This is a genomic window from Janthinobacterium svalbardense, from assembly GCF_002327145.1.
Taxonomy (GTDB): Bacteria; Pseudomonadota; Gammaproteobacteria; order Burkholderiales; family Burkholderiaceae_D; genus Janthinobacterium; species Janthinobacterium tructae.
Genome location: NZ_CP023422.1, coordinates 3,319,820 through 3,334,598, shown reverse-complemented (window position 1 = coordinate 3,334,598; position 14,779 = coordinate 3,319,820). Strand labels below are relative to the sequence as shown.

Here is a 14,779-nt window from a genome sequence, read left to right as displayed (position 1 = left end):
TTAACAATATTGCAAAATCGCAAGCCGGAGTGCGGTAGTTGCCCGCAAAGGCAGCCACCCATGGCGCAAGTCAACAACCTGCACAAGCTCCATGCTACCCGAAATAAAAGCGAAACGCCCGAACGTTTGATCGCCCGGGCGTTTACTTACGTACTTAGCAATACCGGTAGGGGCTCATCAAGCGCGGCTGGTCAACACTTTGTCGATCAAACCATACTCAACGGCCTCGTCGGCGGACATGAAACGGTCGCGGTCGGTGTCCTTGGCGATCTGTTCGATCGACTGGCCCGTGCGCTCGGCCATGATGCCGTTCAAGCGGGTGCGCAGGTAAAGGATTTCCCTTGCCTGAATCTCGATGTCGGACGCCATGCCTTGCGAACCACCGGACGGCTGGTGAATCATGATGCGCGAGTTCGGCAGCGAGAAACGCTTGCCCTTGGCGCCAGCGGCCAGCAGGAAAGCGCCCATCGAAGCAGCCATACCCGTGCACAGGGTCGAGACGTCCGGCTTGATGAACTGCATGGTGTCGTAGATGGCCATGCCGGCCGAGACCGAACCACCTGGCGAGTTGATGTAGAGCGAGATTTCCTTTTCCGGATTTTCGCTTTCCAGGAACAGCAGCTGGGCGACAACCAGGTTGGCCATCTGATCATTGACCGGGCCGACCATGAAAATCAAGCGTTCCTTCAGCAGGCGCGAGTAAATATCATACGAGCGCTCGCCGCGACCGCTTTGTTCCACCACCATCGGCACCAGGCCGAGCATCTCTGTGTCCAGCGCTGGGTTACGGTTCATACCTGTCATTTCATTTCCTTGTGAAGCAGTTAGAGGGCGCCGCCTCGGCCTTGCGGCCGGGAGCGGCGTCCGGATACCAACTGGTTTACGCTTGTGCGTTGCTTCCCATCAGTTCGTCGAAAGCAACTGCTTTCGTCGTGACTTTCGACAGGCCCAACACGTAAGTGACGACGTTTTCTTCCAATACAAGGGCTTCGATCTCACCCAGACGACGACGGTCGCTGTAGTAGTACTTCAGCACTTCGCGTGGATCTTCGTAGCTTTGGGCGAAATCTTCGATTTGCGCCTTGACTTGCTCAGGCGTTGCCTGCAGGTTGTTGTCGCCCACCAGTTGCGACAGGATCAGGCCCAGGCGTACGCGACGCTCGGCTTTTTCTGCGAACAGTTCTGCTGGGAAAGGCACGTCCTTGACGTTCATGCCGCGCTGCGCCATGTCTTGACGGGTCATTTCGGCCAGGCGCTCGGAATCTTGCGCGATCAGGGTTTTTGGCACGTCCAGCTCGGCAACTTTGATCAGCGCGTCCATGACGGCTTCCTTGTTGCGTGCTTTTACACGGCCAGCGACTTCGCGTTGCAGGTTGACTTTGATGTCTTCGCGCATTTTGGCCAGGTCGCCATCGGCAACGCCCAGCGATTTGGCGAATTCGGCATCGACTTCCGGCAGGTGCGCCCATTCCAGCTTTTGCAGCGTGATGGTGAACGAAGCGGTTTTGCCAGCCACGTCCTTGCCATGGTAGTCCTCAGGGAACGACAGTGGGAAAGTCTTGGACTCGCCCACTTTCAGGCCCAGGGTCGCTGCTTCGAATTCTGGCAGCATGCGGCCTTCGCCCAGCACGAAAGCGTAGCCTTCAGCTTTGCCGCCTGGGAATTCAACGCCGTCGATAGCACCGACGAAGTCGACGGTCACGCGGTCGCCGTTGGCAGCGATAGCCTCACCGCCGTCGCCGTGTTCGCCAGCTTCGCCCTTGGTGTGGAAGTGCACGCGCTGCTTGCGCAGGATATCGATGGTCTTGTCGATTTCGGCTTCCGACACTTCGGCTTGCACGGTTTCGATTTCAACAGCCGTCAGGTCGCCGATGGCGACTTCCGGATACACTTCGAAGGTTGCGTCGAAAGCCAGCTGGCCTTCGGCTGCTTCTTCTTTTGGCACGATGTTCGGGAAACCGGCCACGCGCAGATTGTTTTCGTTGGCGGCGTCGTTGAACGCGCGGCCGACTTTGTCATTCAGCACTTCGGATTCAATTTGGTAGCCGTATTGTGCTGCGACCATTTTCAACGGCACTTTGCCCGGACGGAAGCCCGGTGCCTTAGCCGTACGGGCTTGCACTTTCAGGCGCTTCTCAACTTCCGTGCGGACGTCAGTCAGCGGGAAGGAGATCGTGATACGACGTTCGAGTTTGCCCAAGGTTTCGACTGCAGTTGCCATGTAAAAAATCGTCCAAAAAATAAACACTGTTGGTGCGAGAAAAGAAGACCCGACCCCTTGCGCCATCACTGGCGGCAAGACATGGGTCCAGCTTCACTCGCTCGCATATTCATCTGTAAAAGTACTGAAAACAGGACGATGGACCTGGTCTACCCGGCTGAGGGAAAAACCCGCACCAGGCACCAAACAATCCGCCGCTTCCAGTACTGCGACAGGGCTCCGAGCGTCCAGCCTTGCTTCCAAGTAAATGCAAGGCCAGCCATCATTCGGTAAAGCGTGGCATTATAACAAAGGACTTCGGGAAAGTGGCTGGCTTTGCAGCCCGGCCACAGAGGATGCCAGCGGCGGCAAACGAATCGCCACAGCCTGGGTTGCCCTGTCTTTACTCTTGCCCCAGCATTCCTTATTTCGCCAGAGACAGGCTTTCCAGCCTGCTTCGTTCATTAGTATATGCGAACTGTCGCTCCGTCCGAAACAAAGAAATGCGCTCTTGACGAAGATTTCAGTCAAAAAACCTTTGATTTACCTCAATTTGGCCATTTTTCAGCAAAATCTCTGCCCGGCCCCTGCCCTGCCGCCCGATCTCTGGCGAAAAATAGCGCGAACAAAGGCATCACGAATGACGCAAATACAGCAATGGCAACAGGAAAAACAAGAAAGACGCCTGCAAGGAGGCTGAAGAACAACTTGATGGTGCTGCACCTCCGGGCTGGAACAACCCGGATTGGTGCGGATGGGGAGACTCGAACTCCCAAGCCGAAGCACTGGCTTCTAAGACCAGCGTGTCTACCAATTCCACCACATCCGCATTTGGTACTACTTTTTGCTATTTGCCACAGCTTGCTCCCCTGATTTTAACAACTCGGGAACGATCTGGCTACCGTGGACTGATAGAGCAAGCCCTCGGCAAAGCAAAGGCGGCATTCTACTGGATTTCCCAGAGGAATGCCGCCTTTTTTATATCAGCTTGCTAGCGCTGATTCTCACGTCCCTTCCTTGTCCAGCGCCACCGGCTTCCTGACCCGGAACCAAGCCGCATACAGCGCCGGCAGGAACAGTAAAGTCAAGGCCGTCGCCAGGATCAAGCCGCCCATGATGGCCACGGCCATGGGCCCCCAGAAGACGGAGCGCGACAAGGGAATCATGGCCAGCGCGGCGGCGGCGGCCGTCAGCACGATGGGGCGGCAGCGGCGCACGGCCGAGTCGATGATGGCATCCCACGGCGCCGAACCATCCTTGATGTCTTGCTCGATCTGGTCGACCAGGATCACCGAGTTGCGGATGATCATGCCGAACAGCGCGATGATGCCCAGGTTGGCCACAAACCCAAGTGGCCGGCCCAGCGCCAGCAAGGCAAAGGCAGCGCCCGCCACACCCAGCGGCCCCGTCAGGAACACCAGGAGGGAACGCGAGAAACTGTGCAGCTGCAGCATCAGCAAGGTGAAGATGATGAAGATGGCCAGCGGCAGATTGGTCGCAATCGACGCTTCCGCCTCGCCGCTGTCGGCCGCCACGCCTTTCACGGTGATGCGGTAGCCGTCCGGCATCTTGGCCCGCAAGGCGTCGAGCTGCGGCGCCAGCTGCGTCGAGACCGTCGCGCCCTGGATGCCGTCGACCACGTCCGACTGCACGGTAATGGCCCATTCGCGCTTGTCGCGCCAGACCACGCCCGGCTCCCACACGAAATGCACGCGGGCCAGCTGCGAGATGGGCACGGACTTGCCTGTTGCCGTCGGGATATTCGTGTCATTCAGCACGGAAATCGTCGCCCGTTCTTCCAGCGGCTGGCGCACCTGGATATCGATCAGCTTGTTGTCTTCGCGGAACTGGCCGATGACGGTGCCCGAGAGTATCGTATTGGCCGCCTGCATCACCGTTTTCGAGGTGACGCCCAGCGCGCGCATCTTGTCCTGGTCCAGGTCCAGGCGCAGCACTTTCACCGACTCATTCCAGTTATCGTTGACGCCCAGGGTGTTCGGATTGGCGCGCATGATGTCCTTGACCTGGTCGGCGATGGCACGCACGCCCGCCACTTCCGGCCCCGTGACACGGAATTGCACGGGATACGGCACCGGTGGTCCGTTCGGCAACAGTTTCACCCTGCCCCGCACTTCCGGGAAATCCTTCTTGAAGACATCGATGATCTTCTGGCGCAGCTGCTCGCGATCCGCCAGGCTCTTCGGCAGAATCACCACTTGCGACACATTGGTCTGCGGGAAGATCTGGTCCAGCGGCAAGTAGAAACGGGGGCTGCCCGTGCCCACATAGCTGGTGACGCTGTCCACACCGTCGAGCTTGCCCACAAAAGCCTCGAATTTCTTCACCTGCTTTTCATTTGCAGCAAAGGTCGTGCCTTCGGGCGACCACAGCTCCACCATCAGTTCCGGGCGGCTGGAATCGGGAAAGAATTGCTTTTCGATAAAACTGAAACCAAAGATGCCCAGCGCAAAGATGGCCAGCGTGGCGGCAATGGTTGTCTTGCGCCATTCCACGCACCAGGTGACGGCGCGGCGGAAGCGGCGGAAATTGGGCGTATCGAACAATTCATGGTCGTTATGCGCGTGCGGCTTCACTTTCAGCAAGACGTAGCCGATGTAAGGCGTGAAGACGACGGCCACCACCCAGGAAATGATCAGGGCCAGCGCATTCACGGAGAACAGCGAAAACGTGTATTCGCCGGCGGCCGACTTGGCCAGGCCGATGGGCAAGAAGCCCGCCACCGTGATCAGGGTCCCCGTCAGCATGGGCATGGCCGTCGAGGTGTAGGCGAAGGTGGCCGCATCGAAACGCGACATGCCCTCTTCCATCTTGCGCACCATCATTTCGACGGCAATGATGGCGTCATCGACCAGCAAGCCCAGCGCGATGATCAGGGCGCCCAGGGAAATCTTGTGCAAGTCGATGTCGAGCAAGCGCATGAACAGGAACGTCACGGCCAGCACCAGCGGGATGGTGAGCGCCACCACCAGGCCCGGGCGCACGTCGATACGCAGCGGTTTCGTGTGCAAGCCCAGCGCGACAAAGCTGACGGCCAGCACGATCAGAATGGCTTCGATCAGGGTATGTACGAACTCGCCCACGGAGGCGGACACGGCTTCCGGCTGGTTCGACACGCGCTGCAACTCTATACCGACCGGCAACTCGCTCTTCATGCGCGTCACCGTTGCCTGCAAGGCCGTGCCCATATCGATGATGTTGCCGCCCTTTTCCATCGACACGCCCAGGCCGATCACTTCCTTGCCATTGAAACGCATCTTGTCCTTCGGCGGATCGATGAATTCGCGTTTGACGGTGGCAAAGTCGCCGAGGCGGAAGGTGGTGCCGTTGGCGCGCAGTTCCAGGTTTTCCAGGTCCTTGACGGTAAGCATGGCGCCCGTCACGCGCACTTGCAGATTATCCGTGGGCGTCACCAGCACGCCCGTGGCGTTGATGCTGTTTTGCTCGGACAATTGCTGCACGATGGCGTCAAAAGGAATGCCCAGCTGGGCAAATTTCTTGTGCGAAAAGATGATATTGATCTTTTCATCCTGCACGCCGAACAGTTCCACCTTCGATACCTGCCCCACGGCCAGCAGTTCCTGGCGTACCTTGTCCGCGTAATCCTTCATTTCCGCGTAGGTAAAACCGTCGCCGGACAGGGCGAAGATGGAACCATACGTGTCGCCGAACTCGTCATTGAAGAACGGGCCCACGACGCCGGCCGGCAAGGTGCCCTTGATGTCGCCGATCTTCTTGCGCACCTGATACCAGGCGGCCGCCGTTTCCTTGGGCGGCGCCGATTCGCGCAGCTCCAGCAAAATCAAGGTTTCGCCAGGCTTCGAATAACTGGTGATTTCATTGATGTACGGCGTTTCCTGCAGCTTCTTTTCCAGCTTGTCCGTTACCTGTTCGGCCATCTGCAGCGCCGTGGCGCCCGGCCAGTAGGCTTGCAGCACCATGGCGCGGAAGGTAAACGGGGGGTCTTCATCCTGGCCCAGGCTGGCATAGCTGAGCATGCCGCCGATCAGCAGCACGGCCATCAGGTAGCGCGTCAGCGGGATGTGTTCGAGGGCCCAGCGCGACAGATTGAAGCCGCCCTTCATTTGGCCGCACCCACGCTGACGGGGGCCGCGGCGACATCCGGTTTACTCGCCAGTTCGGCGCCCAGAATCGAGACTTTCTGCCCAGGCTTGAGCAGGTTGACGCCGGCCGTGACCACCGTCTGGCCCGCTTTCACGCCCGAGGTCAGCAGCAATTCATTGCCCGCTACGCCGCCCACCGTCACCGGCACCAGCTTCACGGCGCCGTTTTCCACCACCCACACGGAGCTTTGCGACTTTTCATTGAACAGGGCCGTCAGCGGCACCTTGATCTGCGGCGTGGCCGTCTGCGAGGCGAACTGCACCACGGCAGTCATGCCCAGGCGTGCCTGCGGCGCGTCCGGGATGCTGACCTTGGCCAGGTAGGTGCGCGTGGCGGCATCGGCCACGGGCGACACTTCGCGGATCTTGCCCGGCAGCGCCTGCTTCGGGTCGGCCCACAGGCGCACCACCACATCCTTGACGCCGCGCAAGGTGTCGACCTTGTCTTCGGGAATGCCGATCACGACTTCCTTCTCGCCACTTTTCGCCACCTGCACCACGGGCGCGCCGGGCGCCACCACCTGCCCCACTTCGGCCTCGATGCGCGTGACGACGCCATCGACGTCGGCCAGCAAGCTGGCATACCCGGACTGGTTCGCCTGGCCACGGTACAGAGCTTGCGCCGCTTCCACGTTCGCCTGCGCCGCCTTGTAAGTGGCATCCTTGCCATCGAGCACGGCCTGGCTGACGAAATTTTTCTCGCGTAAATCCTGGTAGCGCTTCAGTTCCGCGCGCGCCAGGTCGCGGCTCGTTTCCGCGCTGACCAGCGAGGCCTTGGCCTGCGCCTGCGACAGCTGCAAGTCGACGGGGTCGAGCTGCATCAGCACTTGCCCCTTTTTCACGCTGGCGCCCACATCGACCTTGCGCGCGACGATCTTGCCGCCCACGCGGAAACCCAGCTGCGACACGACGCGGGGCACGACCTCGCCCGCCAGCTCGGCACTCACATCAACATTACTGCTAGATAAGACCATCGCGCGCACGGGGCGCACGTCTTCCACTTTGACGGCAGGCTTGGAACAGGCCGCCAAGGTCAGCGCCAGGGCGGCGGCGGCAATCAGCCGCAGGGCGGGCAGTGCGGGTGCGCCGGTCTCGCGGCGCAGGGTTTTCAGGGCAAACAAGGTATTTTCCTTTACTATGCGGGCTGTAATATTTTTATGCGGAGAAACTTTTTGCTTGCCGATTGAGATAAGCCAAATTTTTTCGCACGCAACATCCTTAAATTTGTGACAATATCAGCTTGGTCATGGCGGGGAGCGAATTTCCCTAATGACTTTCTGGTTATTAATTATAATCGGGCGTAAAAGTTTTTAGTGACTTTTGCGTCATTAATCTTGAGACGTACAACGTCCGGCCACATTCCAGCGTTTGAGGGGTGCCGGACAAACGCAAGACTAGAGAAGCGTGTTCATGCCTGTAGACCATTACGAAAATTTTCCTGTTGCATCATTTTTACTGCCGCGCCGCCTGGTGCCTGCCGTCGAAGCCATCTATGCCTTCGCCCGCAGCGCCGATGACCTGGCCGATGAGGGCGACGCCACGCCGGCAGAACGCCTGGCCGCACTGCACGCCTACGAAGAGGCGCTGGGCCGCATCGCCCGCGAAGAAGGCCATGCTGGCGAGAACGCCGCCATGTTCGAACGCCTGGCCGCCGTCATCGCCAAGCACCAGCTGCCGCTGAAGCCATTCCACGATTTATTGTCCGCCTTCAAGCAGGATGTGCAAACGACGCGCTACGCCAGCTACGACGAGGTGCTCGATTACTGCGCCCGTTCCGCCAACCCCGTGGGGCTGCTGATGCTGCACCTGTACGGCGCGGCCGATGAACAGAATGTACGCGATTCCGATGCCATATGTTCAGCTTTGCAACTAATTAATTTCCTGCAAGACGTCGCCATCGACCAGCAAAAAGAGCGCATCTACCTGCCGATGGACGACCTGAGCCGCTTTGCCGTCTCCGCCGCCGCCTTCGAGCGGCCCGAGGCGCACGGCAAGTGGAGCGCCCTGATGCGCTTCGAAGTGGCCCGCACGCGCGCGCTGATGCTGTCCGGCGCGCCGCTGGCCCTGCGCTTGCGCGGGCGCATCGGCTGGGAACTGCGCCTGGTGGTGCAAGGGGGCTTGCGCATCCTCGAAGCCATCGAAGCCGTCAATTACGACGTGTTCCGGCGCCGCCCGAAACTGGAAAAGCGCGACTGGCTGATCATTTTCTGGCGCGCCCTGCGCATGTCGCGCAAAAGCCTGCATCAAGAGACACAAGTAAAAACGGCTTTTCCCCCGTCGCCCACTCTGTAAGACGATAGAATAGCGGCTTCGATCTGCAACCCTTGCTCTTTTGCCTATGTCTCCCGACGAATACTGCCAACAAAAGGCCGCCCAGAGCGGCTCCAGCTTCTACTACAGCTTCCTGTTCCTGCCGGCCGAACGCCGCAAAGCCATCACGGCCCTGTACGCCTTCTGCCGCGAAGTCGATGACACGGTCGATGACTGCACGGACGAAGCCGTGGCACGCACCAAGCTGGTCTGGTGGCGCAAGGAAGTCAAGGCCATGTATGAGGGCAATCCCACGCATCCCGTGATGCGCGCGCTGCAGCCGCATCTGGCCGTATATCAACTGGAAGAAAAGCATTTGCAAGCCATCATCGACGGCATGGAAATGGACTTGAACCAGACCCGCTACCTCGATTACCAGGCCATGAGCCGCTATTGCTGGCACGTGGCCAGCGTGGTGGGCATCTTGTCGGCCAGCATCTTCGGCGCGACCCGCCCGGAAACGCTGCTGTACGCGGAAAAGCTGGGCCATGCCTTCCAGCTGACCAACATCATCCGCGACGTGGGCGAAGATGCGCGCAAGGGGCGCATTTACCTGCCGATCAGCGAATTGCAGCAATTCAATGTGACGGCGGCCGACCTGCTGAACGCGCGCCACAGCGAAAATTTCGAAAACCTCATGCGTTTCCAGGTGGCGCGCGCGCAAAAGGCGTACGACGAAGCCTTCGCGCTCTTGCCGGCGGAAGACCGCCGCGCCCAGCGCCCTGGCCTGATCATGGCCGCCATCTATCGCACGGTGCTCAATGAAGTCGAGCGCGACGGCTACCACGTGCTGAAACAGCGCATCTCGCTCACGCCGATCCGCAAACTGTGGCTGGCCTGGAAGACCTGGGTTCGTGGCTGAGAGTAGCGTGAAGCAACGCTACGCCGTCATCGGCGCCGGCTGGGCTGGTTGCGCGGCGGCCATGGAGCTGGCGCGCGCCGGCTACTCGGTGAGCGTGTTCGAGGCGGCGCGCACCCTGGGCGGCCGCGCGCGCCGCGTCGAACGGGAAAAGACCGTGCTCGACAACGGCCAGCACATCTTGCTGGGCGCCTACACGGAAACCTTGCGCCTGATCAAGCTCGCGGGCCAAGACCCGGCAGAGCTGATCCTCACCCTGCCCTTGCAGATGCGCTATCCGGCGAACTCCGATGGCATGGATTTTCTAGCGCCGCACCTGCCCGCACCGCTGCACCTGGCCTGGGCCCTGCTGCGCGCCCAGGGTTTGCAGCGCGCCGACAAGCTGGCCCTGATGCGCTTTTCCACCGCCATGCGGACGATGGGATGGCAGTTGTACAACGATTGCACGGTGACCGAATTGCTGCAGCGCTTCGACCAGACGGACCGCTTGAACCGGCTGATGTGGCATCCGCTGTGTCTGGCAGCGCTGAATACCCCGCCCGAGCGGGCCTCGGCGCGCGTCTTCCTCAACGTGCTGCGCGACAGCCTGGGGGCGAGCCGCCGGCGCGCCTCCGACATGCTGATCCCGAAAGCGAACCTGAGTGCCCTGTTGCCCGAGGCGGCTGCCCGCTATGTGGAACAGCATGGCGGCGCAGTACGCACGGGCGCCAAGGTTACCGCCTTGCACGCCTTGCCCGATGGCCGCTGGCAGCTTGATGACGGCGTCGATGACGGCGAGCACTATGACGGCGTGATCGTCGCCACCTCGTCCGTGCAAGCGGCCAGCCTGCTGCAAGGCTTGCACGACGCACGACTCGACGACGTCATCAATCGCATGCAGGCGTTCACGCCGGAAGCCATCAGCACCTGCTACCTGCAATACGACGCCAGCGTGCGCCTGGACTTGCCGTTGTACGCGCTCGTCGATGCACCGGAGCGGCAACACTGGGGCCAGTTCGTCTTCGACCGGGGCCAGCTCGACGCCAGCCAGGCGGGCTTGCTGGCCGTCGTCATCAGCGCTTCCGGCCCTGCCGCCGAGCAAGGCCACGGGCCGCTGGCGCAAGCCATCGCGGCGCAGCTGGCGCAGGTGCTACAGCGTCCGGAGCTGGCGCAGCCCGTCTGGACCCAGCTGATCACGGAAAAGCGCGCCACCTTTGCCTGTACGCCGGATTTATTGCGTCCCGGCAACGCCAGCGGCGTGCCGGGCTTGCTGCTGGCCGGCGACTACACGGCCAATGCTGACCGGACGCAAGACTATCCGGCCACCATCGAGGCGGCCGTGCGCAGCGGCGTGGCAGCGGCAAAGGCCGTCACCACGGGCAAGGTGGCAAAGTAGACTTGACGGTGCATCCTCCCCTGGTGTCGCTCGCCCCCGCGAAATTGCATTCTGTCGCACCGCGCTGGTGCGCTAGGCCGCGCTTGGGTACAGTCTGATCATCGACAACGGCCATGCCACGGGGAATACCATGCACACCACCTTGCACTTGAAAAACAGCTTGAAAGCCCTGGCGCTGCTCGCTTGTGTGGCGCTGGCCACCCTGATCGTCATTCAGGTACAGCAAGCGCCACAAGCGCCATTACTGCTGAGCCAGGCAAGCATGCTGCTGCCGGCGCTGGGCTAAGCGGCGCGCAGGAACAGGAAGAATATGATGAACAAGCAAGATTATCTGGACGCGCTGCGGCGCGCGCTGGCAGGCTTGCCACCGGACCTGGTGGCCAAGACTCTCGATTATTACGAACAGACCTTCATCGAAGGCGCGGCGGCCGGTCGCAGCGAGCACGAGATCGCCGACGATCTGGGCGAGCCGAAAAAAATCGCCCTCACCTTGCGCAACAGCACCCACCGCCAGGCTTTCGAGCAAAAGAAAACCCCCGTCAACCTGTTGCGCCTGCTCGTCTCGCTGGTGGGCCTGGCCATCTTCAACCTGTTCATGGTCGTGCCTGCCGCCGTCTACGCGGCCCTGCTGGCCAGCCTGTATGCCGTCGGCCTGAGCTTTTACCTGGCCGGCATCGCCATCACGGCAAGCGGCTTGTCCGGCGCCAACGAACTGGTGCTCGACGGCCCCTTGCGCCACGTCTTCATCCATGACGATGACGGCGGCGAAGGCGGCGAGCGGCGCGAAACACGCATCACCATCGGCGACACGGGCATCGAAATCGACCACGTGCCCGGTCCCTTGCAGAGTGACCCGGCCGAACCCCAGGGGCCGGGCGTTTCGTCGCGCATGATGGAGCGGGCCGAAGCGCTGGCCGGCGGCGGCATCCGCATCTCCACCGACATGGACCGCGATGCGCGCACCACGCAAACCGTCTTCGGCGTGGGCATGCTGCTCGGCGGTATCGCCATCTTCCTGCTCAGTCTGGTGGTCACGCGCTATACCTTGATCGGCATCAAGCGCTACATCGCCATGAATGTCTCCCTGCTCAAAGGTCACTAGAAAGGCTGCCATGAAACGTTTGCTCAAAGTTGGCCTGTCCATGCTCTTGCTGGCAATGGTCCTGATCGCCATGTCGTATGCGGCGCTGCGCGCCAAAGGAATCAGCAACCCCAGCAGCGCTGCCGGCCGCGCCGTGCGCAGCGAAACGCGCCCGATTTCCGCCAACATCAACAGCATCGACCTGGCCGGTCCCATCGATCTGGTGTTGCGCCGCGGCAGTACGCCATCGATGAAGGTGAGCGGCGAGCAACGCTTGCTGTCGAACGTCGCGACCAGCGCTGACGGCACGACCCTGCATATCGGCCCGAAAGGCATGCTGTTCCACCATCGCCAGCCGCTGCAGGTGGAACTGGTGCTGCCATCGCTGGTGCGCGTGGAAGTGCACGGCAATGGCGACAGCAAGATCACTGGATTTTCCGGCGATAGTTTCATCCTGGAATTGACGGGTTCGGGCGACGTCAGCTTCACGGGACGCTACAAGCAAGTACAAGCCACCGTCAACGGCAGCGGCGACCTCGACATCAATGCCGGCAACAGCGACAGCGTGGTGCTGGAAATGGTGGGTTCCGGGCGCATCGCCGCCAGCGGCAACACGAAATTCCTGCGTGCCGACCTGAGCGGCTCAGGCGATATCGATGCCGAGCACCTGGCGGCCGACAAGGCCAGCGTCAGCCTGCAAGGCTCGGGCACGAGCACCGTCTTCGTGCGCGACGCCACCAACCTCACCTTGCGCGGCAGCGGCGACATCCACGTCCACGGCAACCCGCGCCAGCGCGATGCGCAGAAAAGCGGTTCAGGCGATATTATCTGGCATTAATGATGCGCTACGATCAAATGCTGTTGTAATTTCAAGACTTCCCTTCCAGCCAACTGACCGCCTGCTCGCCGGCCGCCTTGCCTTGCGCTAGGCAGGCCGTCAGCAGGTAGCCACCCGTGGGCGCTTCCCAGTCCAGCATTTCACCGGCGACAAACACGCCCGGCATGGCGCGCAGCATGCTGCCTTTGACACCGTCGAAGGTCACGCCGCCGGCGCTGCTGATGGCTTCATCGATGGGGCGCGGACGCTGCAAGGTGATGGGCAGCAGCTTGATGGCGGCAGCCAGTCTGGCTTCGTCGGCAAAGTCCGCCGCGCCCAGGCATTCGCGCAGCAAGCCCGATTTCACGCCCTTGATGCCCAGCCGGCTTTGCAAATGGCTGGACATGGAACGGGCGCCACGCGGGCGGGTGACTTCCTCGAACACGCGCGCATGACTGTGGTCGGGCGCCAGGTCCAGCCAGATGGTGGTACTGCCGTCACGCGCGATCTGCTCGCGCAGCGCGGCCGACAGCGCATAAATCAGGCCGCCTTCGATGCCGCCCGCCGTGATGACGCACTGCCCCTGGCGCTTGACCGTCAAGCCATCGAGGTCATGCGCCGTGATGGCCAGCGTGGCCAGGTGCTCGCCCGCGTAACGGCTGCTGAAATGCTCGCTCCAGTCCACATCGAAGCCGCAATTGGCCGGCGCCAAAGGCGCCACGGCCACGCCCTGCCCTTGCAGCAGCGGCACCCAGGCGCCGTCGGAACCCAGGCGCGCCCAGCTGCCGCCACCGAGCGCCAGGATCACGGCGTCAAAGGTGAAACGGCGTTCGCCATCCGGCGTGGCGAAGGCCAGCTGGCCGTCGTGCCAGCCCGTCCAGCGGTGGCGCATGTGAAATTGCACGCCCGCTTCGCGCAAGCGATGCAGCCAGGCGCGCAGCAAAGGCGCGGCCTTCATATCGGTCGGGAAAACGCGGTTCGAGGAACCGACGAAGGTATCGACGCCCAGGCCGTGCACCCAGTCGCGCACCTTTTGCGGGCCGAACTGGTCCAGCGCCGGTTTCACCCGGTGCGCTTGCCTGGCGTAGCGCGAGACGAAGGCGTGGTAGCCTTCCGCGTGCGTGATGTTCATGCCGCCGCGCCCGGCCAGCAGGAATTTGCGGCCGACAGACGGCATGGCGTCGAACAATTCCACCTGTGCCCCCTGGTCGGCGGCCGCCTGGGCGGCCATCAGGCCGGCGGGGCCGCCGCCGATGACGGCGATGTGAAACGGAGGGGAACTGGAATGGGTCATGGCAAGCTGGAAAGACGGTGAAAACCCCGGCATTTTAGTCGAGATAAGGGCCGGGGATGGCAAGAATGCCGAAAAATGATGCATACTGCGCGGACATGCTGCAGCGATCAGTACTTTGACTTCACCAGACAACCAGACGACAAGAGGAGAAACACATGGGTGCAGGATTCTGGATTTCCCGTTATTTGCTGGCCAGTTCGATTTTATTCATCATCCTGACGGTGGTCGAGTACAGCAAGGGCACCACCAGCAACGCCGACATCCTCAGCGCGCTGGCCTGGTCGCTGGTGGCGTCGGCCATCTTCATCGGCTCGAAATACTGGCGCTACAAGAAAGCCATCGCCTGCGCCACGTGCAGCGATACCACGGCCAGCAAACAAAAAACCAAATCGTCATGAAAAAACGGCCACTTCGATGAAGTGGCCGTCTCACTGGGAAGCGGGATCAGCCGCCCGTCACGGGTGGGAAGAATGCCACCTCGTCGCCTTCCGCAATCACGGTATCGGCATCGCACATCACCTGGTTATGCGCCATGCGCAGCGCGCGGCCCTGCGCCAGCGCATATTCCCAGTTGCCGCCGCGGGCGATCAGCAGGGTTCTCACCTCGCCCACCGTCAGCGGCGCGGCCACTTCCAGTACTTCCTGGCCCGTGCCCACCAGCTCGCGCACGCTGGCAAAAAAACGCAGATTGATCTTCATCG

The 14,779-nt window shown here is 61.4% G+C and carries 14 protein-coding genes and 1 tRNA gene; 8 read left to right on the top strand and 7 right to left on the bottom strand.

The features are described 5' to 3' along the window. Window positions 1-177 precede the first annotated feature (177 nt). On the bottom strand, window positions 178-795 hold the full coding sequence (gene clpP / locus CNX70_RS14795) for an ATP-dependent Clp endopeptidase proteolytic subunit ClpP (protein WP_373629889.1): 618 nt from the start codon (window positions 793-795) through the stop codon (window positions 178-180). Window positions 796-880: 85 nt separating this feature from the next. Then, entirely contained in the window at window positions 881-2,221 is a 1,341-nt protein-coding gene (tig, locus tag CNX70_RS14790; RefSeq protein ID WP_096238472.1) for a trigger factor, read from the bottom strand. A 247-nt stretch (window positions 2,222-2,468) separates the two neighbouring features. Between tig and CNX70_RS28225 the strand changes: the two genes are divergently transcribed. Continuing rightward, complete coding sequence (locus CNX70_RS28225) at window positions 2,469-2,900, top strand: hypothetical protein (protein ID WP_157751027.1); 432 nt, start codon at window positions 2,469-2,471, stop codon at window positions 2,898-2,900. Window positions 2,901-2,946: 46 nt separating this feature from the next. Here the strand turns inward: CNX70_RS28225 and CNX70_RS14785 are convergent. The 3 genes from CNX70_RS14785 to CNX70_RS14775 form a co-directional block, all read right to left on the bottom strand. Beyond that, a tRNA-Leu gene (locus tag CNX70_RS14785) sits at window positions 2,947-3,029 on the bottom strand. A gap of 175 nt (window positions 3,030-3,204) precedes the next feature. After that, window positions 3,205-6,303: an efflux RND transporter permease subunit gene (locus tag CNX70_RS14780; RefSeq protein WP_096235303.1), complete on the bottom strand. Its 3,099-nt coding sequence runs from the start codon at window positions 6,301-6,303 to the stop codon at window positions 3,205-3,207. Then, window positions 6,300-7,463 carry an efflux RND transporter periplasmic adaptor subunit gene (locus CNX70_RS14775; protein WP_096235302.1) on the bottom strand — a complete coding sequence of 388 codons (1,164 nt, stop codon included), beginning with the start codon at window positions 7,461-7,463 and terminating at the stop codon, window positions 6,300-6,302. The genes CNX70_RS14780 and CNX70_RS14775 overlap by 4 nt, the downstream gene beginning before the upstream one ends. Before the next feature lie 289 nt (window positions 7,464-7,752). Here CNX70_RS14775 and hpnC point away from each other — a divergent pair, with 289 nt between their 5' ends. From hpnC to CNX70_RS14750, 6 genes are all read left to right on the top strand, one after another. Beyond that, window positions 7,753-8,634, top strand: a complete 882-nt coding sequence (gene hpnC, locus CNX70_RS14770) for a squalene synthase HpnC (RefSeq protein WP_096235301.1) — start codon at window positions 7,753-7,755, stop codon at window positions 8,632-8,634. A gap of 46 nt (window positions 8,635-8,680) precedes the next feature. Further along, complete coding sequence (hpnD, locus tag CNX70_RS14765; protein WP_096235300.1) at window positions 8,681-9,514, top strand: presqualene diphosphate synthase HpnD; 834 nt, start codon at window positions 8,681-8,683, stop codon at window positions 9,512-9,514. 7 nt (window positions 9,515-9,521) lie between these two features. After that, window positions 9,522-10,886, top strand: coding sequence for a hydroxysqualene dehydroxylase HpnE (gene hpnE / locus CNX70_RS14760; protein ID WP_341865512.1), 1,365 nt, complete (start codon window positions 9,522-9,524; stop codon window positions 10,884-10,886). Window positions 10,887-11,016: 130 nt separating this feature from the next. Beyond that, a complete protein-coding gene (locus CNX70_RS28220; RefSeq protein ID WP_157751026.1) occupies window positions 11,017-11,172 on the top strand; it encodes a hypothetical protein in 156 nt (51 codons plus the stop codon). 24 nt (window positions 11,173-11,196) lie between these two features. Continuing rightward, the gene (locus CNX70_RS14755; protein ID WP_244198798.1) at window positions 11,197-11,988 is read left to right on the top strand and encodes a DUF1700 domain-containing protein; all 792 of its coding nucleotides are present in this window, start codon (window positions 11,197-11,199) and stop codon (window positions 11,986-11,988) included. Between the two features lie 10 nt (window positions 11,989-11,998). Further along, window positions 11,999-12,805, top strand: coding sequence for a head GIN domain-containing protein (locus CNX70_RS14750; protein WP_096235298.1), 807 nt, complete (start codon window positions 11,999-12,001; stop codon window positions 12,803-12,805). 31 nt (window positions 12,806-12,836) lie between these two features. Here CNX70_RS14750 and CNX70_RS14745 read toward each other — a convergent pair whose 3' ends face one another. Beyond that, window positions 12,837-14,078 carry a TIGR03862 family flavoprotein gene (locus CNX70_RS14745; RefSeq protein ID WP_096235297.1) on the bottom strand — a complete coding sequence of 414 codons (1,242 nt, stop codon included), beginning with the start codon at window positions 14,076-14,078 and terminating at the stop codon, window positions 12,837-12,839. 155 nt (window positions 14,079-14,233) lie between these two features. Between CNX70_RS14745 and CNX70_RS14740 the strand changes: the two genes are divergently transcribed. Continuing rightward, window positions 14,234-14,476, top strand: coding sequence for a hypothetical protein (locus CNX70_RS14740; RefSeq protein ID WP_096235296.1), 243 nt, complete (start codon window positions 14,234-14,236; stop codon window positions 14,474-14,476). Window positions 14,477-14,522: 46 nt separating this feature from the next. On the opposite strand, the gene moaD is transcribed toward CNX70_RS14740, so the two are convergent. Then, window positions 14,523-14,777, bottom strand: a complete 255-nt coding sequence (gene moaD, locus CNX70_RS14735; protein ID WP_096235295.1) for a molybdopterin converting factor subunit 1 — start codon at window positions 14,775-14,777, stop codon at window positions 14,523-14,525. Between the last annotated feature and the right edge of the window lie 2 nt (window positions 14,778-14,779).